This is a genomic window from Glutamicibacter sp. NPDC090743, assembly GCF_044769125.1.
Lineage (GTDB): Bacteria > Actinomycetota > Actinomycetes > Actinomycetales > Micrococcaceae > Glutamicibacter.
The window spans coordinates 1-25,444 of the sequence record NZ_JBIVXE010000004.1 but is presented as its reverse complement, the minus strand read 5'-3'; the positions used below and the strand labels follow the sequence as shown (position 1 = coordinate 25,444).

Here is a 25,444-nt window from a genome sequence, read left to right as displayed (position 1 = left end):
AAGCATTTTAGTTCGGTGCAGTCGGAGATTGTTTCTCTTACTATGCGAGGCGTTCCAGCCAACCGTGGCGGTCTTCTACGGTACCGCGCTGGATTCCCAGCAGTTCTTCGCGAATTGACATGGTCACCTCACCGGCTGCCGCATTCTCCTCACCAATGAGCTCTTCGCCGTTCTTCAGCAGGCCGATTGGGGTGATCACCGCTGCTGTACCGCAAGCAAAGACCTCGGCAATATCGCCTGAGGCGATGCCTTCACGCCACTCATCCAGGGTGATCTTGCGTTCTTCCACCTCCATACCGCGATCCTTCGCGAGCTGGATGACCGATGAACGGGTCACACCTTCAAGAATGGTTCCGGTCAACGCTGGGGTCACCAGCTTGTTGTCCTTCGTTACGAAGAAGACATTCATGCCCCCGAGCTCTTCAACGGCATTGTCATTGAAGGAGTCAAGGAACAGAACCTGCTTGCAGCCGTTTTCTTCAGCTTCCAGCTGGGCTACGAGCGAGGCTGCGTAGTTGCCACCGCACTTAGCCGAACCTGTACCGCCTCGGCCTGCTCGTGCGTAGTTCTTCGATACCCAAATGGCCACTGGCTTGAGTTCGCCACCGAAGTAATTTCCTGCTGGCGAGGCGATGACGCGGTAGGAAACCTCACGCGCTGCACGCACACCAAGGAATGCTTCGGTAGCAATCATGAATGGACGCAGGTACAGGGCTTCACCGTCACCGGTAGGAACCCAATCGATATCCGTTGCTACCAGCTTGCGCAGCGAGTCGACGAAAACGTCTTCATCCAGCTGCGGAAGTGCTAGGCGCTGAGCCGACTTATTCATGCGGGCAGCGTTGGCCTGCGGGCGGAAAGTCCATACCGAACCATCGGCGTGGCGGTAGGCCTTCAGGCCTTCGAAGATTTCCTGGCCATAATGCAGGACCGAGGCGGCCGGATCCATGGCGATAGGGCCGTATGGCTCAATTCGAGCATCATGCCATTCACCGTTACGGCCGCTATCGTCTGCTGACCAGTCGATGACTGCGGTGTGGTCAGTGAAGAAGTCTCCGAACCCAGGATTAGCCAAGACGCCGGCTCGGTCCTGTGCGCTCTTGCGATTCGTTGAGAGATTTTCGGTGAATTCCATCTAGCCTGGACTTCCTAGTTCAATAAACAAAGAACGGATGCTCCACGCCTCTGCGGAACATCCGTTCGTGGATTTGGCTACTGGTTATCAGCTAACCAGAAACGTCACTTTCAGCTTATGCCAGTAACGCGACAATTGCATCGCCAATTTCACTTGTGGTGCGATTATCGGTCAATTCTTGACGTGAAGTGATCTCTTTTTCAACAGCTTGCTCAACTGTGCGAGCCTCTTCAGCCAACCCGACGTGATCAAGCATCAGTGCCACGGACAGAATCGCCGCGGTTGGGTCTGCCTTCTGCTGGCCGGCAATATCCGGAGCCGAACCATGAACCGGCTCAAACATCGATGGGTAGGTACGGTCCATATTGATGTTGCCACTGGCTGCCAGGCCAATACCACCGGTAATGGCGCCGGCCTGGTCGGTGAGAATGTCGCCAAAGAGGTTGTCAGTGACAATCACGTCGAAACGCGATGGGTCCGTGGTCAAGAAGATGGTAGCCGCATCCACGTGCAGGTAATCGTGGGTAACCTCTGGGAATTCCTGCGCCACCATTTCGACAGTGCGCTTCCACAAATGCCCGGCGTGCACCAGCACGTTGTGCTTGTGCACCAGGGTGACACGCTTGCGTTCACGCTCTGATGCACGGCGGAATGCGTCGCGGACAACACGTTCCACACCATAGGCGGTATTTACCGATACTTCGGTAGCGATTTCATGCGCGGTGCCCGTGCGCACCGAACCGCCATTGCCTACATACGGGCCTTCGGTGCCTTCGCGAACCACCACGAAGTCAATTTCACCCGGGTTAGCCAGGGGGCTCTCAATTCCAGGATAGAGCTTAGCCGGACGCAGATTCACGAAATGATCCAGCGAGAAGCGGAGCTTCAGAAGCATTTCGCGCTCGATAATTCCGGACGGAATGCGCGTATCTCCAGGGGCAGCGCCAACAGCGCCGAAGAGAATGGCATCGTGCTTCTTAAGAGCTTCCAGCGTCGCATCCGGAAGTGTTTCGCCAGTCGCCAGCCAATGCTCTGCACCTAGCTTGTAGTCGGTCAGCTTGATCTCGTTCTTGCCACCATTAGTGACGAACTTCAGAACCTTAACCGCTTCGGCAACAACTTCTGGGCCAATACCGTCACCCGGAATGACCGCAATATCAATTACATTTCCCATGGCACAGATTCTATCGACTAGCGTCCGCCATTTGAGAGTTCATCTCAAATAATGAGATCTGATGAGTTTCCGCCGACATATTTCCTCCCTGGGCATGAGGCATCGCCGTCTTCGTTGCCGATAACCTTGGATAAACAGATCCTTTGCTTCGCTATAAGGATCAATAGCTACCAACACGTCGAATTGCAGGAACACTTGATCTTTGCCAATCCCCACCGTCGAATTGACGGTTGGATCCGCGAGAATCCCGGACGGGTAGATTTCATCACCGGCCTGCTGTACACGCTGTTCTGCATTCCAGCAGCCCTCAGCCTCGCTTCTTCGATGTCAGTTGCCGCCGTTCTCGCCGTTCTGAGTCTCTCTCTTCTCCAGTCAGCGCCGCTGATGGTGCGGCGTCGCTGCCCATGGGCAGCGACCCTCGTTGTCGCCACCGGGCATGTATTGCAACTGGGCTTTGACGGGCTAATGATGTTCTCGCAAGTTTCCGTTCCAATCATGATTTACACCATGGCTGTCTACGGGAAACGCTGGCAGTCATTCAGCACGCTGGGACTGGGACTGATTGGCGCGTTGTTGGCGACGTTCAGCATGTTCGGCGCCTCAAGGTACTCACCTGATCCATCACCCGTCTTCACCTTCGACATGATGATTTCTTTCGTGGGTCTTGCATTGGTCGTCACCCTTTCCTGGACCTTCGGTGACTTAGCGCGCACGAGGCGCCTGGCCATGAAGTCCCTGAAGGATCATGCCGAACGCCTGGAGAAGGAACGCCTCACCGAGCGCGCCCTGGCAGCTTCCGACGAGAGAAACCACATTGCCCGCGAGATGCATGACATCGTGGCCCATTCGCTCTCTGTCATCATCACCCAGGCCAACGGGGCACGATATGCGGCGGCGAAAGACCCGGAGATTGCCATCGAGACCCTGAAGACAGTTTCAGATACTGGCCGCGCATCACTGAAAGAAATGCGCAGGCTCCTGGGAGTTCTACGCAAAGATGAGGAATTGGAGAATCGCCCTCTTCCGTCATTGGCAAACGTACCTGAACTCGTAGAAAGCGTTGCCGTGTCCGGACTGAATGTCCATCTCGAAACTTCTGGAACCCCGCGGAAAGAACTACCGGCAGGCGCGGAGCTCACAATCTATCGATGCGTTCAAGAATCACTCACGAATGTCATTAAGCACGCTGGTCCGGATACACAGACCCAAGTCCATATTGAGTGGACTTCCCGGGGCTTGAATTTGAGCGTCAGCGACGATGGGCGAGGTGCCGGTTCCATCGTCCTGGAAGGCGTAGGACAAGGTCTGAAGGGAATGAAAGAACGCGTAGCCTTGTATGAAGGTACCTGCACTGCACTCCCCCGGACCGGTGGCGGTTTCGCCGTTAATGTTTCCATCCCTTACACCGAGGACTAATATTCAAATGCCTAAAACAGATGCCATCAAGGTCGGCCTGGTCGATGATCAGCTCTTGGTTCGCAGTGGCTTCAGAATGCTCATTAATTCCCAAGAGGATATGGAAGTCATTGTTGAAGCTGGCAATGGCCGTGAAGCACTAGCTGCACCACTGATGGCTCAGGCGGATGTCATCTTGATGGACGTGCGAATGCCGCAAATGGACGGCATCGAAGCTACTGAGCGCCTACTGGATCCAGATAAGAAGGCCGCGGATGGTCCCAAGATCATCGTGCTGACGACTTTCGACATGGACGAATATGCGCTAAGTGCCATTCAAGCCGGCGCCAGCGGCTTTCTTTTGAAGGATGCGCCCCCAGAAGAACTCTTGGAATCGGTGCGCACGGTCAATCGCGGAGATGCCGTCATAGCACCATCGACCACTCGACGGTTGCTGGACCACATGGCGCCAATGCTCAAGAAGAGCTCGTCACAGCACAAAGACCACCTAATTGCCGCTGTTGAATCGCTGACACCTCGCGAGCGGGAAGTGTTTGGTTTGATTGCAGAAGGCTTTTCCAACCCGGAAATCGCAGAAAAACTATTCCTGTCAGAAGCCACAGTCAAAACCCATGTGGGCCATATTCTGGCCAAATTGGAAGCTCGTGACAGGGTCCAGGCTGTAGTCATCGCCTACCAAACTGGTATTGCCAGTGTCTGAGTCTTGGAAAGCCAGACACCGACCCACACCGTACTTTAGGCCTTATGGAAAGGTTCTACCTGTGAATCATGCGAGCAGCACGCACTAATTGTTCTTCGCTAGGATTCCAAGAATTAAATTCCTCAGCTCGTCGCCCGACACCGAGCAGCTCCTTAATGGCTTCAATGCTTCTAAAGGAAGCATTGCCGTCCCCATACGGATTCACTGCGGTTGCCATTGAGTCAAAGACGCCTTGGTCTTCTAGGAGAATAAGCATCTCACGGACTATGTCCTCAGTGTCGGTTCCCACCAATTTTACAGAGCCCGCGACAATACCTTCAGGACGCTCCGTATTCGAACGCATTACAAGGACGGGTTTGCCTAAACTCGGAGCTTCCTCCTGAACCCCACCTGAGTCGGTAAGGACAACAGACGAGAGGCTAAGTAGCTTGGTGAACTCAGCATAATTCAATGGATCAGTAACTATAACGTTGGAAAGCCCTGCAGTTGCGGGGATAATGCGTTCACGTACAGCAGGATTCCAGTGCAATGGCAATACGAAATCCGTATCGGGAGCTGACTTAGCGATTACGGATATTGCATTCGCGATAGAGGCCATCCGTTCGCCATGGTTCTCACGACGGTGAGTCGTCACGGTGACAATGCGTCGCCCCGAAGATTCCAGATCCTTAAGACGCCTGTCGGAGAAACTGATCTCGTCTGAGAGAGTTTCGAGCAGGGCATCAATCACTGTGTTGCCTGTAACTACGATGGCGTTTTCGCTGATTCCTTCGTTCAACAGGTTTCGCTTGTTGAACATAGTTGGCGCTAAATGAAGCGTGGCGAGTTGGCTCGCAACTTTGCGGTTAGCTTCTTCTGGGAAAGGCGAAAGCAAATTATAGCTCCGCAGCCCCGCTTCCGCATGAACGACTGGAATCCCTCGGTAGAAAGCTGCAATGGCACCAGCAACAGCACTCGTTGTATCACCTTGCACCAACACGGCGTCCGGTTCACATGCGTCAAAGACACTATCCAAACCATCTATGATTCGTGCAACCAGACGGTTCAGAGACTGAGCCGTAGTGAATACGTCCAAATCAAAATCAGGAACCACTCCAAAAAGCGTGTTCACCTGATCTAACAGCTCTCGATGTTGACCGGTAACCGCAACCACGCATTCCAACTGGGGGGAGCACTTGGCTGCTCGAATTATAGGTGCGACCTTAATTGCTTCCGGACGCGTCCCGAAAATTACCAGCAGTTTTTTTGCTTTCACGGACTAGATATCCAATTCTTTCCACATACCTCGTGTATCCACCAGGTCTTTGGCTTCCAGAGTACTCTTCGGAATCAATTTAAAAATGTCATGATCGACTAACAATACAATCAATTGTTCGTTATCGAAGGCAACCTGAAGATCAACAAGGTGTACATTATCGAAGTCTTGAAGCGCTCGTGGTAGCTCATCGACGAACGGTTCGACAATACTAAGCCGTACATTTGGAAATTGTTCCGCCAATTCTACGGCGATGTTTACAGCAGGTGACTCGCGAAGGTCATCTACATTTGCTTTGAAAGCCAGCCCCAAGAGCGCCACGCTCTCGCGATTAGTCTCACGTAGGTACTTCGCGATCTTATCCACTACGAACCTAGGCTTAGAATCATTGACTCTGCGCGCTGAACGGATTAAAGATGTCTTCATTGGTGCTGAAGCAACGAGGAACCAAGGATCCACAGCAATACAATGACCACCAACGCCCGGGCCAGGCTGAAGAATCTGAACACGAGGATGCTTATTGGCCAGCTCAATGACTTCCCAAACGTTAACGCCCAGATGATCTGCCACGATTGAAAGCTCGTTAGCAAATGCAATATTGACATCGCGGAACGAATTTTCCGTTAGCTTGGTAAGTTCAGCCGTTCGTGCATCTGTAAGGTGTATTTCTCCTTCGCAGAACGAACGGTACAGGTTCGCTGCCTTTTCTGCGGAATTTCCATCGATTCCTCCAACGACGCGATCATTGCTAATGATTTCTTTCATCATGCGGCCGGGTATGACTCGTTCAGGACAATGGGCAAAGTACATCACCGCATTGCTGAGGTCGGGCCTCAGATCATGCAAGATATCGCGAATCATTTCCGTCGTGCCTACAGGCGAAGTACTCTCCAAAATGAATAAGTCGTCCGCTTTCGCCAACAAAGCTACTGATTCAACGGCCGACCGAATGTAGGAAGTATCTGGTTCAAAATTTGCATCGATGGGCGTAGGCACAGCAATGATGTATACCTTGGATTCCTTCGGAACCGTAGCTACAGAGAGGTTTCCGCTGACGACGCTACTTTTCAAAGCCGCCGATATGCCCGGTTCTTCGAACGTCGCGACACCGTTGCTTAATAATTCGACGGCTTTCTCATTAATGTCTACTCCATGTACTCGCCAGCCGGCATTGGCCAATACAACTGAAGTGGGCAAACCTATATAACCCATGCCCACGACACAGACATCAATTTCCGACATTCTTACTCAACTTCCAAAGTATATTTGCGCTTAGTCAATCTAGCGCTTACTACGGCGATAAAAGAGGGCTACTGCTTATTTCTCTCATCACACAACGAACTGTACAGAGTGGTTATACGTTCCGCATTGGCGGCCCAGGTTCTGGTCGCTAATACTTTTCGACGACCGGCCCGGCCCATCGTTTTTCTTACTGACTCGTCGCCCAGTAAAATTCGTATCTTTTCAGCAAGATCCATCTGGTCACCGGCCTTGAAGAGCAAACCGTCTACCCCATCATCGACGATCTCTCGCAATGCCGGAAGATCCGTAGCTACCACCGGCACTTCAAACGCCATCGCTTCAACTGGTTTGAGCGGGGTTACAGCACGTGTCACATCTAAATCACGACGAGGAACAACAAAAACATCCAACGCTCGATGATATAGGCGTGCTCGGTTCTTCTCAACTCGGCCCGGGAATACTGTTCGGTCTCTAACGCCAAGTTCAGCGGCTAGATCAATAAGTCGAGTCCGTTCGGTGCCGTCCCCTACGATCACTAAACGCAGTTTAGGATTGTTCGGAACAAGCCCGGCGAACGCACGAACAAGCAAGTCGAGTCCCTCATAACCAACCAAGCTCGATACAGTGCCAATCAATTGCATCTCGTCATCAAGGCCAAGCTCCTGGCGACTAGCGGACTTCTCAGGAACATTCTCTATAAATTCTTCTCCCACGGCGTTAGGACAGATGAGTATACGGTCTGGGTCCACGCCGGAGGCAATTAATTCGTTCTTCATGGTGCTGCCAAGAGTGATAACAGCGTCAGCTGACTTGGCGATCTCAGCTTCGCGAGCTCTGAAACTGACGTACCGGAAAGAGTCGCGGCTACGATCGTCGCAGCCAGAAAGCCAAGTGTCAGCAAGCTGTCCACGTACCTCATAGACCCAAGGAATACCGTAGCTCTCCGCGACTTCTTTGACAGAGATACCGTTTAAAAACTCAGTCGTCGTGTGAAGGATCGAGGGTTCAATCTCTTTGACTTGTTCCGATAACAGGTGCGACTGAACGTTTAGGCGTTCAGTTACTGTATCTGGAATACTTTTCGGTAAAAGGCGGTGGTAAGTGACTCCGTCGATCTCGTTGGTTTCCAAACTAGGTAAGACCCCTACAATCCAGGGATAGCCTACGCGCGAAAATGGGAAAACATCCCATCCCGCGTTCTGAATCGATTTTAGTACGCTATGACTCCTCTGCGTGTATCCACTGTTGGTGAAAGGCAAGGAATTAGTAAGCAGGTGCAATACTTTACGTCCCTGCAATCGCCCACCGTTAGCCAACACCATTTTAGGCAACACGGGCGTTGAAAGTACTGTTTTTTCCGCACCATACTGCCTGGCGAGTCGCCGACCTCTTCTTCCCGCCTTGAACGCAGTAACAAAAGCCATCTCGTACTCACCTAAGAAAGCAAGAATCCTGGCTCTGGCACACTGAGTTTTCGCATCTTCGGAGCCCTCCAACACTTTGAAAGCCTCATTCGGCTTTCCTTCCAGTAGATGTATGGAGCTACGCATTCGGTTTGCAAATCCAGTTTTAGACAGGGCTCTGAATTCTAGAATTCGCCCCATTCGCTTAGTGACTTGTAGGAAAAGTTTGCTGGATGCGAACCTACGAGAAACTAGCAAAGCAAAATGAATAGGATCTTCTCTTACACCATTTAATCCTATGCGGGATAAAGCTAGCAGTCCGCGAATCCTAAGAGAGGATTTCATGATTCTCTTCCTTCGATTTGCTGCTGGTGTAATCTTAAAAGATTAAAGTACTCATGACCCAATCGCTCTAAGTCGAAGCGGTTCTTGAATTCACTAAGAACTCTCGGGTTTGGTTGCCAACCGGCAATTCTCGGAGCGTCCGCCGACCAAGCCTGCGCTATCGAGAGCACATCGCCCGAATAAACGGAACCAAGGCCATAGTTCTCAATTAATCCTCGCGCTTCGCCAGTTACTAAGCCGGTGATGTGACATCCGTAGCCTGCTAACTCGAAGAGTTTGGACGGTACAGTGTACTCAAAGCTTTCCCAATCTTCACGAAGTGAGACAATGCAACTATCTGCCCAGTCATACCAAGCTAGAACTTCTTCACCCTTAACCGGAGGGTTAAAGATATCTCCCAGACCCAACTCGTTCGCTCGCTTTCGCAACAAAGGAAGTGTCGATCCACTGCCAACAATTCGAAGATCCATCCAGTTTTTTGAAACCGCCGCTATATCCAGCACCTTCTGTAGCCCTTGGCTCTCCCCTAGGTTTCCCAGGTACAGTACTCGCAATCGACGACTATTGGAGTAACTTCGGCTTTTGGATTTCTTGAATTTCTTGAATCGATAACCATTAGTTACGACATCAATGTCTTTGCAGCCCCGAGCAAACAACTTTTCTGCGTGGCCCGGAGTCACGGCAATAACCTTTGATGCTGAATTCTGCATGTGCCTAATGCTATGTACGGCCATTCGCTCAACAGCTTTCCAACGGATTATGCCTGACTCTTCCAAGAGCTCTGGCCATGCATCACGCATTTCAACGATCATCGGAACGCTGCGCATTTTAGAAACAACGTATCCAGCTACCAGTGTGGGTAAAGCAGGTACAGTTACTATCAATAAATCCGGTTTTGGCGCACGTAAGGCGCAAGGGATCATAAATATGATCATTAAGAACTGTACGAGTATTTTCGAATACCAACGCAGTGCCTTAAAACGGAACGCGAACGAGTATAAAGCAAACTTTCCGCTTACCTTTGCTAATACTGCGTCGCTGAATGGTGTCCAGGCATTTCCCTGTTTCCGATTGGGCGCAACAACGTCGACGTCCGCCCCGTTCTCAAGAAAAGATTCAATGAACGTTGACCAACGCCGCTGCGGCGGAGAAATCTCGGACCCGAATGAATGAGTCAGCAACTGAATTCTCATACTAGTTATCGTCTATTCCATTCATCCGAACATAATCTGTTTTCACAATCCCACGGTCTCACTAATAACCTGTGCTGCGTTGTCACCAGAATCGATAAATTTCGAATACACAGTGTCGGAGGATTGGTACTCTGACACCTCGAAATTCTTAATGAGCAATGCAGAAATTCCCGATTCAATCTCGGCATCCGTCAACGCTGTAAAGTGTTTTTCCCCGTCTTGCAAAGCGTAAGCACGGGCTTTCTGGTCATCCGTGCTGGCATCCAAGTTTGGTATTACCAGCGATCGGATGCTCCACCTAATTAGTTCATGAATGCTGTTATATCCAGCTGCAGATACGACAAAATCGAAGGCTAGCAAATAAGGAGAAATCGGATATTTCCGTATAGTTTTTAAACTGAATTCGCTCTGTGTTTGCCCACTCAATGGAGACGAAGCAATGACCGGAATAACAAGACCGTTCGATAGTTTCTGAATCGCTTCGATCACTTTCTTGCGAGTATCGGAAATATCGTTGATATTTCCGGCCCCAAGCTGAATGAGCGCGTAATGCTTTGAGGGATCCAGCTCCAGCTCTTCAAGGGCTACTTCGCGGGAGAGTAAGGCTCGTTCCGATAGAACGATTCCTCGCACAGGGGTTTGAGTGTTTACCCGGGACAGTGCTCCATGATCTAGATGCTGTCCAATATCCCAAGGAGTTAGAATTTTCGTGCAGTAAGCTTCCATCTCTGGCAGTTGTTCCACGCTAGCCGATTTCTTCCAAAGACCACGGCGTAACCAAATAAACTTTACGTCCGGATAATTATCCAGCACGTCGCGCAGGCCTCTATAAATCCAGGTTCCGTCGAAGACTACGGCGTCAAATTTGTTCCTGCGCATTAATTGGTTGAAGAAGTGGTAAAAATTATTATTCCAGATACGGGCAGGTTGACCAGTAGTACCGGAACTCGCGAAATGCAGATACTCGAATCCCTGCTTCCCGATGACTTCTGCGGAAGTGGAGAGGGTTACGAAGGACGACTGAAATGCCGCCCTCCCGCTACTGGCTATAGCTAAGCATCTCGTTATATGCCCCATACCAGCACCGTTACTGGTCACAAAAAGCACATGTGGCTTTCCAGATTCCTTGGAAAACGTCAAGCCATCAACGTTTCCACTAAACATGTATTTATACGTGGATATAGCGCGCAGCCTATCGAATTTGATTCGAAGACTGCGCGCAATCACCCGTAATGAGTTTGAACTCATGCAGATATGCTTCCCATTGGTCTCAGGACTACTTAAGCGACTTCCTGATCATCAAATGACTGGAGACGATTCATTAACGCATCGATGCCGTAGCGATCAGCGATGTATTTCCTAGCCCTTTCCGACTGCTCAAGATATAGAGCACGATCGGACCAATATCGCATAATAACGCTATGAACCTCATGGGAGTCAGCGTATACAGCGCCATCACCGAAGGTGGTTTCCATGTACTTTGGAAGAATGACCACTTTCCCCGCCGCCATCGCTTCCGCAGTCGACATGCCGAAGGACTCAGTTAGCTTGTCGTCGTGGAAGTACGCCCAGAAATCGACTTTGCTTAGGAAGTCATCAACTTCCAAGGAACCGAACTCATGAACGGTAATACCTTCAGTTGCTCCCTCACCCAACTTCTTACGAAGTTCGGTTGCGCCGCCGAGAATTTCTGTCTCATAGCTATCCGATACGTATGCTGAACGGAACTTCTCTAGGGTCGAAGGCCATTTCAAAGCATGGTCCCTTGAGTGGCGTCCGAGAACAGGCTTCTTCTCAAAGTCAGGTGACGGAACGCTTCCGCTTGCGATCACGCCTGGCCAGGTGCTCTCCAACAGTCTAGACGCTGGAGCCAATGGAACTGAGAGCTTGCGAGTCAGATCGGACTCACCAATAACGTAGGTTTCAGTGCCAAAAAGGCGATCCATGTTATCAACGCAAACTTCCAAATCGAAGACCATGCCACTGCCACCCTTATTGACCGGCGGGTTATTCACAATTAGAAGAGCATGGTCGACGTTAATTTTGGAATCGGCACGCTCCAAGAAAGTCACAACGGATGGATGGCGCACAATCAAAACATGGACATGAGCAATGTCGCCCAAGCTGAGCTGCTCAACTTTGCCACTTCTCTGCTGCGTGAAGAGTCCATCATTAATCGGGGTTGATGCTTTATTTAGCGGAGACTCCAAATGAATAAATCCGACGCGTTTACCGCTTTGTGCAACTGCATTCATTTCCGCAAGGGTCAAGGTCGTTGTCCCACCTGGGAACCGGAAATCTGTCACATAAACAACATCGAATTTACCGAGATCAACACCGCGCTTGCCGGCTTCCATCGTGGAGGGAATCATATATTCACGATTCTGCCCTCGATGGATACTCTCAGGACTCTCTGCGAACTGGCCATGCCACTTTGTGTAGCTTGCGAGGTAAAGAAGACGCGATGGGTCAACGAATCCTCGGCTCATTTCGCCTGCTGTAAGTGAACCTTCACGCGTGCGGGTGAAGGAAAGCGCCATCTGCCCTACTGACTGAATAGGTGTTCCAAATCGCCGCACGAGACGATCTCGGAATTCAGCATCCGCACCGCGGTTGACCGTATCCCAAGGACCAATCTCGTCGAACAAAGATCGACGAACCATCAATGAAGAGAAGTTTGGCTGAGCGAACTGCGGATTGTTATTAATACGCAGGAACTTCAGATCATCTGTGGAACGAGCATGTAACGACATGTTACCCGGTAGGTCAGGATTCTCAATCAAATTCCTCACCTGAAGAGCTATCTTGTCAGGGTGAGACCAGTCGTCATCGTCATGAACAGTGATGAAGTCACCCTGTGCAATTGCTAGTCCTGCGTTTCTCGCGCAATAGGCACCAAGGTTCTCTGACTGACGCAGGACCGTAATTTTGGTGCTCATTGTTTCTGCTTCGACAAGGTACTCTTCGTATTCTTCGCCCGAGCAGTCATCAATGACGATAATTTCGAGATTGTCCCAAGTCTGTTCCAACAAGGAGATCAAGGCAGTCTTCAGGAGCTCTCCACCACGGAATGACGGCACAAGTACGGACACTTTCGGCCCGTCGACAATCTTTTTGGCTTTGCTTCGTAAACGGTCGATCGCTGCGGTTGAGTCCGATCCCCCAAGGTGAACTTCTGCGAGACCTTCCTTTCGAAACAGCCCGTTAAGTTCAGCCAACCATCGTTCAGTAACGCCGTTATCTACATGGTGTACTGAATTTAACCGCAGAAGCTCACCTTGTACCGGGAACTTGTTGCGAATGCCGAAGCGTTTGATCGCTTCGCGTTGCTTCTTGAGGTCTCCAGTCTCAGTCAGCACTTCAACGTAGATAAGTCGGTCGTTACGTCCTAGAGCCTTGATGCCGAAGTAACGTTCCACCAAATTGAACAGGCGCGCGGAATCCTTCATATCGCTTTCAAGCGCTCGTTGGTTCGCTGCCAACCGGGCTAGGGTCAGCAGCATGTCCTTATCCCAAGAACGGACGACTTCTAATCGATTGCGATCGATCATTCCCATGTCTGTAACCGTGAGCATCTCACGGAGCGGCTTATACTTCAACGTACCTTTGGTCGCGGCAAGTGCTATCGAGTCGCGGATACGAATGCTTTTGGAACGAAGCGCGAATGTCTCCATATCTGATCGAATGTGCGGCATTCTGCGTGCCCATTCGTTATCGAGTCCAATTGCCGGCAATGTGCCAGCAGTCGGCGGTAATGAAGAGCCACCAGAAGAAACCGAAACCGGCGATAGATCAATGGAAGCAACTCCATATGACAGCTCGCCGACTTTTGCGTCGAGCTTCTTTAACTGACGCCAAGTTTGACGGCTGAACAATAGTAGCAGCACAGAGGTACCGAGTGCCGCAGCGCCGATACCCAGAACTACAAGTACATTCTCCTTCAACAAGGCACCAACTATGGCGAGAATGATACCGAATGTACTCGCTGCGAGTACGGCAATCTGCCAGGGCTGAAAACCGTGTAATTTTCTTAGCATCGGTAAATCTCTCGTCTTACAGGCGCACTGCAGCGTCGCCTGCAGAAACACCACGGGTGTCGAAAAATGCCTTGCTGGATGTAGCCAGTGCGTCTGGGTTGTAGCTTGCGTGGTTCTGCAAGAGCACAACTACGTCAACATTCCCAACAGCTTCTTCGAGCGATTCAACGCGTGTGAATGACTGTCCGCCAACGAACCATTCATCAATCTTTGGATCGTGGAAGGAGACATCCGCACCACGCTCCAGGAATACTTCTGCCACCGGAAGTGCCGGCGAGTGACGCTGGTCAGCAATATCTTGCTTGTAAGTGACACCTAACAGTAGAACTTTCGCGTTCTTCAAGGCCATACCGGACTCGTTAAGAACGTTCTGCACTCGATCAACGACGTAGCGTGGCATCGAGTTGTTGATTTCTTCAGCTAGTTCAACGAAACGGAATGGGTACCCGAGTGACTTGCGAACCGAGTAGCTCAAGTAATTCGGATCAATTGGGATGCAGTGTCCACCGACGCCTGGGCCTGGGTAGAAGGCTTGGAAACCGAAGGGCTTGGTCTTAGCAGCATTGATGACGTCCCAGAGGTCAATATCCATCTCGTTGCAGAATTTGGACATTTCGTTAACCAAGGCGATGTTGATGTGGCGATAAGTGTTTTCCAGAAGCTTTGCAGTTTCAGCTTCCTTGGCACCCTTGGCGCGGACCACAGAATCAATGAACTGGCTATAGAATGCAACCGCGCGGTCACCGGAATCGACAGTCATTCCCCCGACTACCTTGGGGGTGTTCTTCAAACCGTAGGTTTGGTTGCCAGGATCAATGCGTTCAGGCGAGAATGCCAAGAACAGATCCTGATCAAGCACTGCACCGTTCTCGGTTAAGATTGGCAGGCAAATTTCTTCGGTTGTGCCTGGGTAAGTTGTGGATTCGAGAACTACCAGAGTTTCGCCTGCAAGGTTGTCACGGATGGTTTTCGTTGCTCCGATAACTGCGCCTAAATCTGGGCTACCTGCTTCACCAAGCGGAGTAGGCACACAGATGACGACGACGTCAGCATCTGCAATAACAGATGGATCGTTGCTTGCGCGGTAGCCCTTGCCGAGTAAAACAGAAAGGTCATCGTTAGAGATATCGTCAACATGTGAAATTCCATTATTGAGGTTCTCAACGACAGTCTTATTCAGTTCGAGGCCGGTGACCTGAAGTCCGGCGTGTGTGGCACCCTGGGAAAGTGGAAGGCCAACGTATCCCTGGCCTACGACTACAAGTTTTTGCATATTTCCTATGTCTCTCTCTCAAATATTTTTTGGTTTTTTGCTTGATTGTGAGTTCAAATCCTTGACCCGGATTTGTACCCGCAATCGCAACAAGTCCTCGGTCGAGTCAAACAAGCCTCGACCATTCTAACGTATTTGGAATTATTCGCTTTATGCGAGCCATCTACTACGTAGTAAACATCGATTGCCTTAAAATACGGCCCAGAAAACTACTTATTCCCGTTCCTCGTAGCGTGGGAACACAGGAGAAGGCGTCGGGAGCTCAGTACCTGGAACCAATGCGTTATCAAAGGACTCGAAGGTTCGCGCTGAACCTTCGCCTACTGCCAACGCATTGAGCATAGAAGTCATGGCCTGCGGTAATACTGGCTGAAGCAGCAACGCCACCTTGCGGACAATCTCAATGGTCACGTACAAGACAGTAGCCATACGCTCAGGATCGGTCTTCTTCAGCTTCCATGGCTCCTGCTCAGCGAAGTAGGCATTGGTATCGCCCAGAACGTGCCAAACGGATTCAAGTGCCTTGCTGAATTCCTGACGCGAGAAAGCAACGCGGTTGATCTCCAGCAGCTTGCCGGCTGCTTCCAGAATCTGCTGGTCAGCTTCCAGCAATTCGCCCGGGGTTGGGACTGCTCCCCCACAGTTCTTTGCGACCATCGAAAGTGAACGCTGTGCAAGGTTGCCGAAGTTATTGGCCAGATCACCGTTAATACGGGCAACGATGGTCTCGTGGTTGTAGCTGCCATCGGCACCGAACGGAACTTCCCGCAGGAAGAAGTAGCGCACCTGGTCTAGGCCATAACGGTTCACAAAATCATCTGGGGAAACAGTGTTGCCCAGGGATTTGGACATCTTCACGCCGTTATTGTGCAGGAATCCATGGATCATGACGCGCTTAGGCAATGGCAGTTTTGCAGACATCAAGAATGCTGGCCAGTAGATCGCGTGGAATCGCGAGATGTCTTTGCCGATCACGTGGACATCTGCCGGCCAGTATTTCTGGAAAGAAGCAGACTCAACGTCCGGGAATCCAACGCCCGTCAGGTAATTGGTCAGCGCGTCTACCCACACGTACATGACATGCTTCTCGTTGCCTGGTACCGGGATGCCCCAGTCAAAAGTTGTTCGAGAGATCGAAAGGTCCATCAGACCGCCTTCGACAAACCGTACCACTTCATTGAAGCGGGAACGTGGCGCGCCGAATTCAGGGTTGTTCTGGTAGTACTCCAGCAACTTGTCCTGGTACTTGGATAAGCGGAAGAAGTAGGACTCTTCTTCAGTCCAAGTAACTTCGGTGTCGGTTTCAACGGCATAACGAATACCGTCCTCGCGCACTTCCGTCTGGTCTTCGGTGTAGAAGGCCTCATCGCGTACCGAGTACCATCCTGCGTACTTATCCAAGTAAATGTCATCATTGGCTTCCATGCGGCGCCAGAGTTCCTGCGCAGCCGCATGATGGTCTGCATCAGTGGTACGGATGAAGCGGTCGTAGCTTGTACCCAGCTCATCATTCATGGCCTGGAATGCATCCGAGTTACGCTGAGCCAGCTGAGCCGGCGTGACCCCAAGATTCTCTGCGGTCTGCATCATCTTCTGGCCATGTTCATCGGTGCCGGTCAGGAAGAAGACGTCAAAACCATCTAGGCGCTTGAATCGAGCCATGACGTCGGTAGCCACTACCTCGTAGGCATGCCCAATGTGCGGGGTACCATTCGGGTAAGAAATAGCCGTGGTGATGTAAAAAGGTTTCTGCTGAGAAGTCACGATATAAATTTACCTTAGCTAGCGCCAGAAAGCGGATTTCCAGATAGTACTGACTCATCACATGATTTTGTCCAAATACTCCCAGAAGGCGCCTCGAAGTGTGCGGCGGATGATCTGCTGGTCAGTTTTCCATTCCCCAAGCACTTGAGCGCAATCCTTGAGCAAAGTCCTGTCAATTTCGGGTGGCAGCTGCGGTTTGTCAGCGATGAGTTCTACCACGTCAGACTGCGTAGTAGAGGCAAGCCAAGATTCGGCAACTTTGGCGCCGATTTCTTCCGCTGCTGAGAGCTCCTTTTGCTCGTATGCAGCTGCACCTTGATATCCAGAATTGTTACGACCGCTTGAGTACACCACTTCAGTTTCTGTTTCTGTAAGTGATTTGGCTGCAGACCTGTGCGCCATAACGGAAGGGGTTGGAACAATTGGTTTTAGACCCGGTTCAGAGATAGGCTCTGCCGGCGATTTAGCGATCAGTGTGGTTTTCTCAGAATGGTTTTTATCCCATTCAAGAACTTGGGTAAAGGCACTGTCTAGCAGTTGATCTGGAATCGTTTCAATGTAATCAGCTGTTAAAGCTAAGTGCTCGGCAACTGAAGCGACGCCCAGACGGCTATCCGGTTTAGCGACGCCAAGTAAGACGACTTTCATACCGAGATCTTGGGCTTCTTCCACTGCTTCCGCTAGGTCGTCATCCCCTGAAACTAAGTACGCAATAGAAGCTGAACGGTTACGCGCAACTCCAACGAGGTCTAACGCAAGCCGCAAGTCCACCCCCTTTTGCTCACCGTTATAAGAGATCCGTCCTAATCGAACCTTCACTCCTGGTACGAGGCCAATACGCTTGTGGTGCTCAGTAAATAGACCGTCTTTAGACGCGTCGTACCAATACACACGCAGATTGTTCAGGCCCGTATTCCTCTTGACCGTTTGGACGATACCTCGTACCAGCGATTCATAATGTGTAATAAATGCTGACCGCAAGGTAGTGCCAGCGACACGGTGACCTCCCAACGACAACAGGAAACCGGCGTCGATAAATATTGCAGTTTGAATCATCATGTCTCGATCGTACTAATTTCCCTGCAAGAAAGATGCAGTCAAGGTTTCAAAACAGCCATACCTGTAATTCTTCTTTCGACGATCTTCAAAAACAGCACCGCCGGCTGGAGCATTTGACCATGCCATCCATCTGAACTTCGGCCGTTTTTGGCTACACAGGAATGAACTCGATCCGTCTAAGGAAGCTGCGGAGCTGATGCTTGGACGTATGCGACCGTGGAATGGAAGAACCCATAATTGTCGAATTTCCCCTTGACTTGTTACAGGAGTTGATAGGTTACTCCGACAGCCGATTAGCTTCCATGGATGGCGAGTAAGTGAAGTCGCACAAGCTAGCTCGGGTATTTCCTGAAAGTGGTGATTATCAACTGGCAGTAGAGAAGAAAATTGAACTGAACCGGGAAAATACGAGTTGTTGAAGATACCAATATGGCCATGCAAAGGATCATCATTCTGCCGACTAGTCTACCCGCGTGTTCCCGGACAGACCAGCCCAACTCACCGTATAGGCCTTGGTCCCCCCACCAGCGGTCAGTGCTCACCCGCTTCTTGAACGACCTGGACTTCCACCAGCTCTGCGAAGACCGGTTCAGCCAGTACGCGCCCCTCCACCGCGACCCACCGGCCAGAAAGGATCCTCGGTGCTCCTGCTCTGTCCCCAGCCGCCGACGGTGAGCAAGTCAGCGAAATCGACCAGCTGTGCGCTGCACCGGAGCTCTTCGCCCCTGTGGCGTCGGACGCCACGGTTAGCGGCTTCTGGGCCGCTGCAAGCACACATCGGATTGTTATTCCAGCGGTGGCAGCACGTAAAGTTCGCTGCCTGAACTTGTGGTTATTCTGCTGCTCTTAGGATCTTTGAAAGGATTGTTCGTTCGGGCTTGGTGGAGCCTGGAACTCAGCGTCGTTGCGTCAAGGAGCTCGTCGGTGCGGACCGGATTAATAACGGACTCCGAGAACCCTCAGGTAGAGGGTTTCGATGGCCGACAGATGGTTGATGAAAAATGCGGGCTAGCAGAATAGATATACTTCTCTGAGAACAAAAGCCACCTCGTAGAAGAATAGGTAGTCGGCATCTTGGAACTTAAGATCAATGAACGAACGGGATTAAGAGAAGGAATATACCCACGTCTGAGAGTACCGCTAGTACATCAGCGCAGCACTAATGCTCTGAGATTCAATGGGCAGAAGACTGCTGTGCATTCAGTTCCGCTGAAGAACGGATTGACCCTAGATTTCTACGCGAATTTAGGCGCTAGCGATGAACTAGTAGTCACATTCCATGGCGCCATGCCACGAACACTAAAAGAATACCCTTGGTTTACACGAATTCGCTCGGTTTCAGAAAAAACCAAAGCTATGATTTCGTTCGCTGATCCAACCCTTCAACTTGATCAGGAAAGAAAAATGCTTGTGTCCTGGTATTTCGGCGCACCAGGTTGGGATCCGATCACCGACATTCTTCAGGTGGTCCGTCGCGCTCAGGGAAAGACCGGCTCGAAGCATGTAGCTTTCATTGGCGGTTCAGGCGGAGCCATTCCTGCTCTAAGGGCCGCGGCACTCCTCCCAGGGTCGTTAGCATTCATCCAAGACCCACGAATTTCGTTTGATCCATCTAATCGACATCTAGCGAAGTATTTCGAAGTGGCGTGGCCAGGCTGGGACATGATGAGTGTTATAAAGGCGTTCCCTCTGAATTTCGAAGTTACCGACTACTATCGACTAGTCCAGCCTAAGAACCTCGTCTACTGCATACAGAACACGAGGGACGAAAAGTACTACGACGACCAATTCATGCCGTTCTCTAAATCTCTCGGTGTTAGCGACGGCAACGGCACCTCTCGAAATGGTCTCTATCATTTCGAATCTTACGACGGAACATATGAAGGCCATGGAAAGATCACCAGTGCCGAGTTCGACAAGTATTACACAAAAGCTTTCGAAACTTGGAGAAGTATAAGATAACTCCGTTCATTTCAATTTTGTTGATCCCAGGAGAACAATGGCCCTTGGTCGACATCGCTAGATCAATATATTTTCCATTATTTTTAATTAGTTCAGTTAAACGAATATGATTATTTTCGTTCACTCAGCCCCTCAGATCCAACTAATATGACATCAGATGGGGTCGAAATCAAATATAAGATAATGAATAGACAAGAAACTCAAAATTTATGAATGTAAGCGTTAACCCAAAAACGGGTCTTAAAGAATCTTTTAACGAATTCTACAAATTACCTTTGGTCCACCAAAGGAATGTTGGAACGCTGCGTCTAGACGGTCAGCCAAAGGCTGTGCACACCGTCCCGCTACGCTCCGGTATCACGTTAGACTTCATTTCTCTACTGGGTCGTAATGATGAGCTTATCGTCGCACTACATGGTGCAAATATGGCAGAACGAAACTTTTATCCGAGGTTTGAGCGTGTTAATAGTCTTCGTACCAAGACGAAAGCTTTAGTGGCTTTTGCCGATCCGACACTTAATTCCGATCCTGAGAAAAATATGCTTCTCTCATGGTTCCTGGGTGGGCCTGGATGGGACCCCGCCATCGCAATGCTTAAGGTTGTAGAAAAAGCCCAGCGCAAAGTCGGGGCCAAGCATGTAGCCTTCGTTGGAGGATCAGGTGGCGGTTTCGCAGCACTAAGACTCTCAGCCATGGTCCCAGGCTCGTTAGCTTTCGTCCAAGATCCTCAAACAGTTATAAATAGCTACTTACCCAAAGTCGTCAATCGATACTTTAGAACAGTCTGGCCCGGCTGGAATCCGGAATTGCTTGCAGAGGCATTTCCCGAGCGTTTCGACATGGTAAGCCATTACCAAGAACTCAGGCCACAGAACTTCGTTTTCTATACCCAAAGCCGTTCAGATTCTATGCATTTTAATTCCCATTACACACCGTTTAAATTGGTATCGGGAGTTAAAGAAGATCAGGGAATGAGCCGCATGGGTACGAGGAATTTTATACTCTATGAGGGCGAGGTACCCGGGCATGGCAATATTACCCCGCCAGAATTCGATAGCTTCTACGCAAAGGCAATGAATTTCTGGCGTGAAAACAGGAAATAAACAAACTTAGGGGCGAAGAAGTTGTAGTTCTCCACCCCTAAGTTTCCACCGACACGATTTTCGGTTACAGTGCTCTGAAGCCAGGAGAAACTCTAAAAGCCTTCTTCGTAACTGGCTTCACGCGATGACCGAGACGATTCACTATTTCCAGAGCTTCCTCAACGGACTTTCCTGTTCCCGCCAGGCAAACATCGAAATGGTCCTTCTGATACCGAGTCACATGCCCGTGTACGCCAAGCTTTGGTATCTGGGAGATTAGTAAACGACGAGCCTCTGCTTGCTGTTTTTCTCCAACCATCAATCGAACCGTACGCCAAGATATATTTTGGATAATTGGCATCGGAGCGACAGTAATGTTAATCGCAGTTTCTGAAGTGAATAATCGCAATAAATGGGATAGTGCAAAGTACCAATTCGAAGAATTTTCCAACGGCATTGAGTCAGGGAAATAGTGATCCACGATGCTTACTGGGACGTTGATGCTTTTACCACTGCCAGGATAAACGTGAGGTCCTAGTCCCGCCGAAGGATTGATTTCGTTCACCATTGCCACGGCTGATTTGTCGGTTGGGCTCAAAGTCAACACATCTACACCACCGTGTTGAAGTCCCTGCACTCCCCTAATTGTGTCTATAGCCATCTTAGCAATTGTCGGTGAAAGTTCATCGGTTACATCCGTACTGTCACCCCCCTTGGAAATGTTCGCGGATTTCCTCAAAAAGACCGTTTCCCCTGCTTGGACAACAGACTTCAAATCAAGCCCGAGAGTTGCTAACGTCTCATGCACTTCTTCATCGACCACAATTTTGCATCCGCCCAAATGCGGGTTGACTTTACGGGCGACGTTTTTGTTGTCGATGAGTTCTTGGATATTACTCTTTCCGTCACCTGACACGTTTGCAGGCGACATACTGCTGGCTGCAATGACTCGATCTCCAGCTACAAAAACTCTAACGTTGCTTCCCGGTATATGTTCCTCAACGAGGAGCTCCGGACATCCCAGTTCATCAATGAGGTGGTCCAAGAGACGTTGGAACGTTGTTGCATCGGATACTTTCGGGAAAACACCCTTTGCTTTGGCCCAGGAGTTAGGCTTGAGGCATACTGGGAAGCCGATTTCTTCCGCGTATTCCAGAATTACTCTCCGGTCAAAAGGTGGCGAAAAATAACGCCCCCTTGGAGTCGGTACATTTGATTGTACAAGTAAGTCCTTCGTGGCCTGCTTGTCGTCACAGATTTTTGCGATTGCGTCCTGCTCGGCACCAGCAAGTCGTGTCTGCCTAAAATGAAGTGTCTTTCGACCATCAGAAATTGAATACCGGGCATGCGGTTGCAATTGCACCCGAAGACCTCGACGCCATGCTTCCAGCGGGATCAAAGCCCATAAACTATTCGAAAGCGAGAAGAAATTCGATCCCAAATCATCCCACGCCTGGCATTGTGACAAACTCACGAAGGCTCCTTATCCAAGTACTAAAAAAATGACTTCTTTGTTACTGATACTCTAATCAATCTGCTTAGACATCTTACCGGAATGATAGAGGTGCACGGACGATGCGGCTAATAGTTCGAACACGGATTGAGCTGGTCAAGTCTCAAAGGCCATCTCGTTCTGCCCATAGACGGTACAGGCAAAAGGCCACGCCGGCCGAAGAAATTCCGATACCACCGATGCAACCGCCGCAGTCATGAGTCTGCTATCGAAAGACATCACTAAGCTAGTCCAACCACGTGATGAAGGTGCCGGAGGCCTGACCCTTCTATATTTGTCAAGCCGGTAACACCTCCGGAATAGCGGCATTGAGGATCCGGTAGATCTTCCTCGCGAGGTAGCGTTTGATGCATCGGCGGATCTCCCGAAGGCTCTTGCCTTCCTGGGTGCGTTTCTCCACGTAAACGCGGGTTTCTTCGTCATAGGCCATCCGGACCAGTGCTGCGGTATGTAGCGCCTTATTGAGCTTCCGGTCCCCGCCACGGTTCAGCCGATGCCTGACCGTATTCCCTGAGGACGCGGGAATCGGGTTCACCCCGGCCAGAGACGCGTAGGCGGCCTCTGATCGCACCCGGCCCTGGTGCGACCATGCAGTCAGTCACACGGCCGCGACCACCGGTCCAATGCCCTTCACGTCCAGCAGATCCTTAGCTTCGCTGAGCTTGACCAGCTCGTTGATCTTCTCGGCGTTGGCCTTCAGGTGATCATCCAGCTCGGTCACCCGCACGGCGAGCCGGACGGCTTCAGACCGGGCGACCTGCAACTCCAGAGCCTCGTCACGGGTCCGCCACATCGACACCTCGCCGATCTGGGCGCCGCTCATCCGTTTGCGGGCGTCAATACCCAGCGGGTTCACCCGGAGCAGGGCGGTGAGCGCGTTGACGTGCCGGGTCCGCTCGGTGGTCATCGCGTCCCGTGCGGTCACCAGCACCCGTAGCGCGGCCCGGGCGCCCTCGTTGAGCCGGGGGCGGCGTAACCTGTTGGTGTCCGTCGGCAGGACGGTGGAGGCGATCCGGTAGGCGTCCATCGGGTCGGATTTGCCGACCCCGTGCCGGGCCTTGGCATCCATCCGGGCGGCCTCGGCGACCGGGTACCCGGCATCGGCGACGGTGCCTGCGAGGATAGCGCCGTAGGACGCGGCGCCCTCGATCACCCACAGGGTGCTCGCGTCCCCGCCGGTACGCCGTCCGACCCAAGCCAGGGCTCGTTTGATCCCCGTGTCTGAGGTCGGGAAGTCTCGGGTCTCGATCAGTTCACCGGCAGCGGTGAGGATGGCGTAGACGTGCTTCTTCGCGTGTGTGTCGACACCGACGACAAATGGGTGGGTTTGCGAGACGATAGACATGGTCGCTTGCTCTTCTCTTCATGGACGACAGGGCAATCGGCCGCGTGCAGCCGGTACCGGTCCGGGTAGAGGTCACCGTCGGAGCATTACTGTGATGAGCCACGCCACCAGCTGGTGGCGGGCAGCCTTCTGATCAGGCTACCGGGGTGGGCCGGGCAGGTGCCGGCCGACCACCCCAGGCTCGGACAAGTCAGGGCTACGGCACCCCGCGGGGCCAAGTCTGTCAAGAGTCACGAGACAAGGGGAGGCGGCTGGTTCCTACTCTGCCAGCTGATCCCAGACCAGCTACTCCCAGACTCACAGTCTGTCAGGCTGGAGTGAGACCACTGATTCATAGCAAGTAAACCTCCCCTCAGACAGGGCGAGAACAGGTACAACCGCCATCATGAGCATCGATTCCATCCACCCCACCCCGGGGAACATGCCGGAGAATGGAACTGAACCGTCCCGGAAATCATGCCGCCGTCTTATGTGCGGCTGCGTCGGGTAACGAGCCTGTCATTTCATCATAGTAGACTCGCTCAAATTCCTCTGGAGTTTGGTGATCCAGCGAGGAATGCAAGCGATCATTGTTGTACCAAAAGACCCAGCCGAAGGCGACCTCAACGACGTCGGATTCGGTCTTCAACGCACCAGTACGGAACGGTGAACCCTTGGCCACGGCCTCGTTCTTGAACAAGCCCATCACCGTCTCCGCTGCGGCATTATCGTAAGCGTCGCCGACACTGCCAATCGACGGAACCAGCCCCTCAATTTCCAAAGTGTCGGTGTACCGGATCGAGGTGTATTGGCTTCCCGCGTCCGAGTGATGCAAAAGCCCCTTGTCAACCGGACTATTGCTGTATTTTCGGCGCCACAGGGCCATTTTCAGGCACTGCTCCACGAAAGCGGTGTCTTTCACAGTAGAGGTTTCCCAGCCGACGATGGCCCGCGAATACAGATCGATCACCAACGCCACGTAGACGAACCCGGAATACACCGGCACGTAGGTGAAGTCCGTGACCCAAATCCGGTTTGGTGCCTCTGCCGTGAAGTCTCGGTTCAGCAGGTCACCGGCCCTGCGTCCGTCCTTGCCAGGGATCGTGGTGCGGGTCTTGCGGCCCCGGATCATGCCGTTCATGCCCTCGTCACGCATGAGCCGGTCAACGGTGTGTTTGGAGACCGCGGGGAAGCCGTTGCGCCGCAGCCAAGCGGTCATCTTTCGCCGGCCATAAAGGATCTGGCTTCGGTCTTCCTTTAGCGTCTAACACTTTGAGGCTGCGTAACGTGTCAATGACCTTCGCATCTTCAACTGCTCGCAGGGCCGGAGGCCTTGTTTTCCAGGCCCGGTAGGTTCGTGCGGCAACCTGCACGCCCTGCTCACGCAGGACGGCGCAGATCGACTCGACCGCATGACCTTCGGCCCGCTGCTCATCAACGAATCGGCAGATTAGCGGCGGCGAGGGTCGAGGTCCCTCGCGAAGAAAATTGAGGCAGCTTTCAAGATTTCGTTGGCTTCCTTCAAATCCCGATTCTCCGCCCGCAACGCCTTGAGCTCATCGAGTTC

Annotated in this window: 17 protein-coding genes and 2 pseudogenes; 5 read left to right on the top strand and 14 right to left on the bottom strand. The window is 51.5% G+C overall.

All coding sequences use genetic code 11. From position 1 onward, the window contains the following. Nucleotides 1-40: 40 nt before the first annotated feature. Together ACIQTS_RS08865 and ACIQTS_RS08860 are read right to left on the bottom strand one after the other, a co-directional pair. Nucleotides 41-1,135, bottom strand: a complete 1,095-nt coding sequence (locus ACIQTS_RS08865; protein WP_402472791.1) for a branched-chain amino acid aminotransferase — start codon at nt 1,133-1,135, stop codon at nt 41-43. A 115-nt stretch (nt 1,136-1,250) separates the two neighbouring features. Further along, nucleotides 1,251-2,309, bottom strand: a complete 1,059-nt coding sequence (locus ACIQTS_RS08860; RefSeq protein WP_402472789.1) for a 3-isopropylmalate dehydrogenase — start codon at nt 2,307-2,309, stop codon at nt 1,251-1,253. Nucleotides 2,310-2,360: 51 nt separating this feature from the next. Between ACIQTS_RS08860 and ACIQTS_RS08855 the strand changes: the two genes are divergently transcribed. Together ACIQTS_RS08855 and ACIQTS_RS08850 are read left to right on the top strand one after the other, a co-directional pair. Further along, entirely contained in the window at nt 2,361-3,725 is a 1,365-nt protein-coding gene (locus ACIQTS_RS08855) for a sensor histidine kinase (protein WP_402472787.1), read from the top strand. Between the two features lie 7 nt (nt 3,726-3,732). After that, the gene (locus ACIQTS_RS08850; protein ID WP_402472785.1) at nt 3,733-4,425 is read left to right on the top strand and encodes a response regulator; all 693 of its coding nucleotides are present in this window, start codon (nt 3,733-3,735) and stop codon (nt 4,423-4,425) included. A 55-nt stretch (nt 4,426-4,480) separates the two neighbouring features. On the opposite strand, the gene wecB is transcribed toward ACIQTS_RS08850, so the two are convergent. From wecB to ACIQTS_RS08805, 9 genes are all read right to left on the bottom strand, one after another. Then, a complete protein-coding gene (gene wecB, locus ACIQTS_RS08845; RefSeq protein ID WP_402472783.1) occupies nt 4,481-5,680 on the bottom strand; it encodes a non-hydrolyzing UDP-N-acetylglucosamine 2-epimerase in 1,200 nt (399 codons plus the stop codon). Nucleotides 5,681-5,683: 3 nt separating this feature from the next. Continuing rightward, nucleotides 5,684-6,922 carry a UDP-N-acetyl-D-mannosamine dehydrogenase gene (gene wecC, locus ACIQTS_RS08840; protein ID WP_402472781.1) on the bottom strand — a complete coding sequence of 413 codons (1,239 nt, stop codon included), beginning with the start codon at nt 6,920-6,922 and terminating at the stop codon, nt 5,684-5,686. A gap of 68 nt (nt 6,923-6,990) precedes the next feature. Beyond that, entirely contained in the window at nt 6,991-8,670 is a 1,680-nt protein-coding gene (locus tag ACIQTS_RS08835) for a glycosyltransferase family 4 protein (protein ID WP_402472779.1), read from the bottom strand. Then, nucleotides 8,667-9,863 (bottom strand): glycosyltransferase, encoded by a 1,197-nt coding sequence (locus ACIQTS_RS08830; protein ID WP_402472776.1) that lies wholly within the window; start codon nt 9,861-9,863, stop codon nt 8,667-8,669. The genes ACIQTS_RS08835 and ACIQTS_RS08830 overlap by 4 nt, the downstream gene beginning before the upstream one ends. Nucleotides 9,864-9,905: 42 nt before the next feature. Beyond that, the gene (locus ACIQTS_RS08825; protein ID WP_402472774.1) at nt 9,906-11,111 is read right to left on the bottom strand and encodes a hypothetical protein; all 1,206 of its coding nucleotides are present in this window, start codon (nt 11,109-11,111) and stop codon (nt 9,906-9,908) included. Nucleotides 11,112-11,143: 32 nt separating this feature from the next. Next, nucleotides 11,144-13,954, bottom strand: coding sequence for a glycosyltransferase (locus ACIQTS_RS08820; RefSeq protein ID WP_402472771.1), 2,811 nt, complete (start codon nt 13,952-13,954; stop codon nt 11,144-11,146). After that, nucleotides 13,917-15,173: a nucleotide sugar dehydrogenase gene (locus ACIQTS_RS08815; RefSeq protein ID WP_402472769.1), complete on the bottom strand. Its 1,257-nt coding sequence runs from the start codon at nt 15,171-15,173 to the stop codon at nt 13,917-13,919. Before ACIQTS_RS08815 ends, ACIQTS_RS08820 begins: the two co-directional genes overlap by 38 nt. 213 nt (nt 15,174-15,386) lie before the next feature. Continuing rightward, entirely contained in the window at nt 15,387-16,937 is a 1,551-nt protein-coding gene (gene metG / locus ACIQTS_RS08810; RefSeq protein ID WP_402472767.1) for a methionine--tRNA ligase, read from the bottom strand. Nucleotides 16,938-16,994: 57 nt separating this feature from the next. Next, nucleotides 16,995-17,996 (bottom strand): NYN domain-containing protein, encoded by a 1,002-nt coding sequence (locus ACIQTS_RS08805; RefSeq protein ID WP_402472765.1) that lies wholly within the window; start codon nt 17,994-17,996, stop codon nt 16,995-16,997. Between the two features lie 473 nt (nt 17,997-18,469). On the opposite strand from ACIQTS_RS08805, the pseudogene ACIQTS_RS08800 reads away from it, so the two are divergent. From ACIQTS_RS08800 to ACIQTS_RS08790, 3 genes and pseudogenes are all read left to right on the top strand, one after another. Then, nucleotides 18,470-18,803, top strand: a pseudogene (locus ACIQTS_RS08800) (IS1380 family transposase); the annotation flags it as partial. Between the two features lie 480 nt (nt 18,804-19,283). Then, entirely contained in the window at nt 19,284-19,958 is a 675-nt protein-coding gene (locus ACIQTS_RS08795) for a hypothetical protein (protein ID WP_402472764.1), read from the top strand. Between the two features lie 209 nt (nt 19,959-20,167). Next, nucleotides 20,168-21,061 carry a hypothetical protein gene (locus ACIQTS_RS08790; protein ID WP_402472762.1) on the top strand — a complete coding sequence of 298 codons (894 nt, stop codon included), beginning with the start codon at nt 20,168-20,170 and terminating at the stop codon, nt 21,059-21,061. Between the two features lie 64 nt (nt 21,062-21,125). Here the strand turns inward: ACIQTS_RS08790 and ACIQTS_RS08785 are convergent, their stop codons facing one another. The 3 genes and pseudogenes from ACIQTS_RS08785 to ACIQTS_RS08775 all read right to left on the bottom strand — a co-directional run bounded on the left by ACIQTS_RS08785 (nt 21,126) and on the right by ACIQTS_RS08775 (nt 25,117). Then, nucleotides 21,126-22,514 (bottom strand): hypothetical protein, encoded by a 1,389-nt coding sequence (locus ACIQTS_RS08785; protein WP_402472759.1) that lies wholly within the window; start codon nt 22,512-22,514, stop codon nt 21,126-21,128. Between the two features lie 316 nt (nt 22,515-22,830). Further along, nucleotides 22,831-23,898, bottom strand: a pseudogene (locus ACIQTS_RS08780) (IS110 family transposase). Between the two features lie 454 nt (nt 23,899-24,352). Further along, the gene (locus ACIQTS_RS08775; RefSeq protein WP_402473344.1) at nt 24,353-25,117 is read right to left on the bottom strand and encodes an IS3 family transposase; all 765 of its coding nucleotides are present in this window, start codon (nt 25,115-25,117) and stop codon (nt 24,353-24,355) included. Between the last annotated feature and the right edge of the window lie 327 nt (nt 25,118-25,444).

Coding starts and splice junctions, on each gene's coding strand:
- ACIQTS_RS08860 (WP_402472789.1), bottom strand. CDS start 2,309: ATGGGAAATGTAATTGATATTGCGGTCATTCCGGGTGACGGTATTGGC.
- ACIQTS_RS08850 (WP_402472785.1), top strand. CDS start 3,733: ATGCCTAAAACAGATGCCATCAAGGTCGGCCTGGTCGATGATCAGCTC.
- ACIQTS_RS08865 (WP_402472791.1), bottom strand. CDS start 1,135: ATGGAATTCACCGAAAATCTCTCAACGAATCGCAAGAGCGCACAGGAC.
- ACIQTS_RS08830 (WP_402472776.1), bottom strand. CDS start 9,863: ATGAGAATTCAGTTGCTGACTCATTCATTCGGGTCCGAGATTTCTCCG.
- ACIQTS_RS08805 (WP_402472765.1), bottom strand. CDS start 17,996: ATGATGATTCAAACTGCAATATTTATCGACGCCGGTTTCCTGTTGTCG.
- wecC (WP_402472781.1), bottom strand. CDS start 6,922: ATGTCGGAAATTGATGTCTGTGTCGTGGGCATGGGTTATATAGGTTTG.
- ACIQTS_RS08855 (WP_402472787.1), top strand. CDS start 2,361: ATGAGATCTGATGAGTTTCCGCCGACATATTTCCTCCCTGGGCATGAG.
- ACIQTS_RS08795 (WP_402472764.1), top strand. CDS start 19,284: ATGCCACGAACACTAAAAGAATACCCTTGGTTTACACGAATTCGCTCG.
- ACIQTS_RS08790 (WP_402472762.1), top strand. CDS start 20,168: ATGAATGTAAGCGTTAACCCAAAAACGGGTCTTAAAGAATCTTTTAAC.
- ACIQTS_RS08815 (WP_402472769.1), bottom strand. CDS start 15,173: ATGCAAAAACTTGTAGTCGTAGGCCAGGGATACGTTGGCCTTCCACTT.
- ACIQTS_RS08835 (WP_402472779.1), bottom strand. CDS start 8,670: ATGAAATCCTCTCTTAGGATTCGCGGACTGCTAGCTTTATCCCGCATA.
- ACIQTS_RS08825 (WP_402472774.1), bottom strand. CDS start 11,111: ATGAGTTCAAACTCATTACGGGTGATTGCGCGCAGTCTTCGAATCAAA.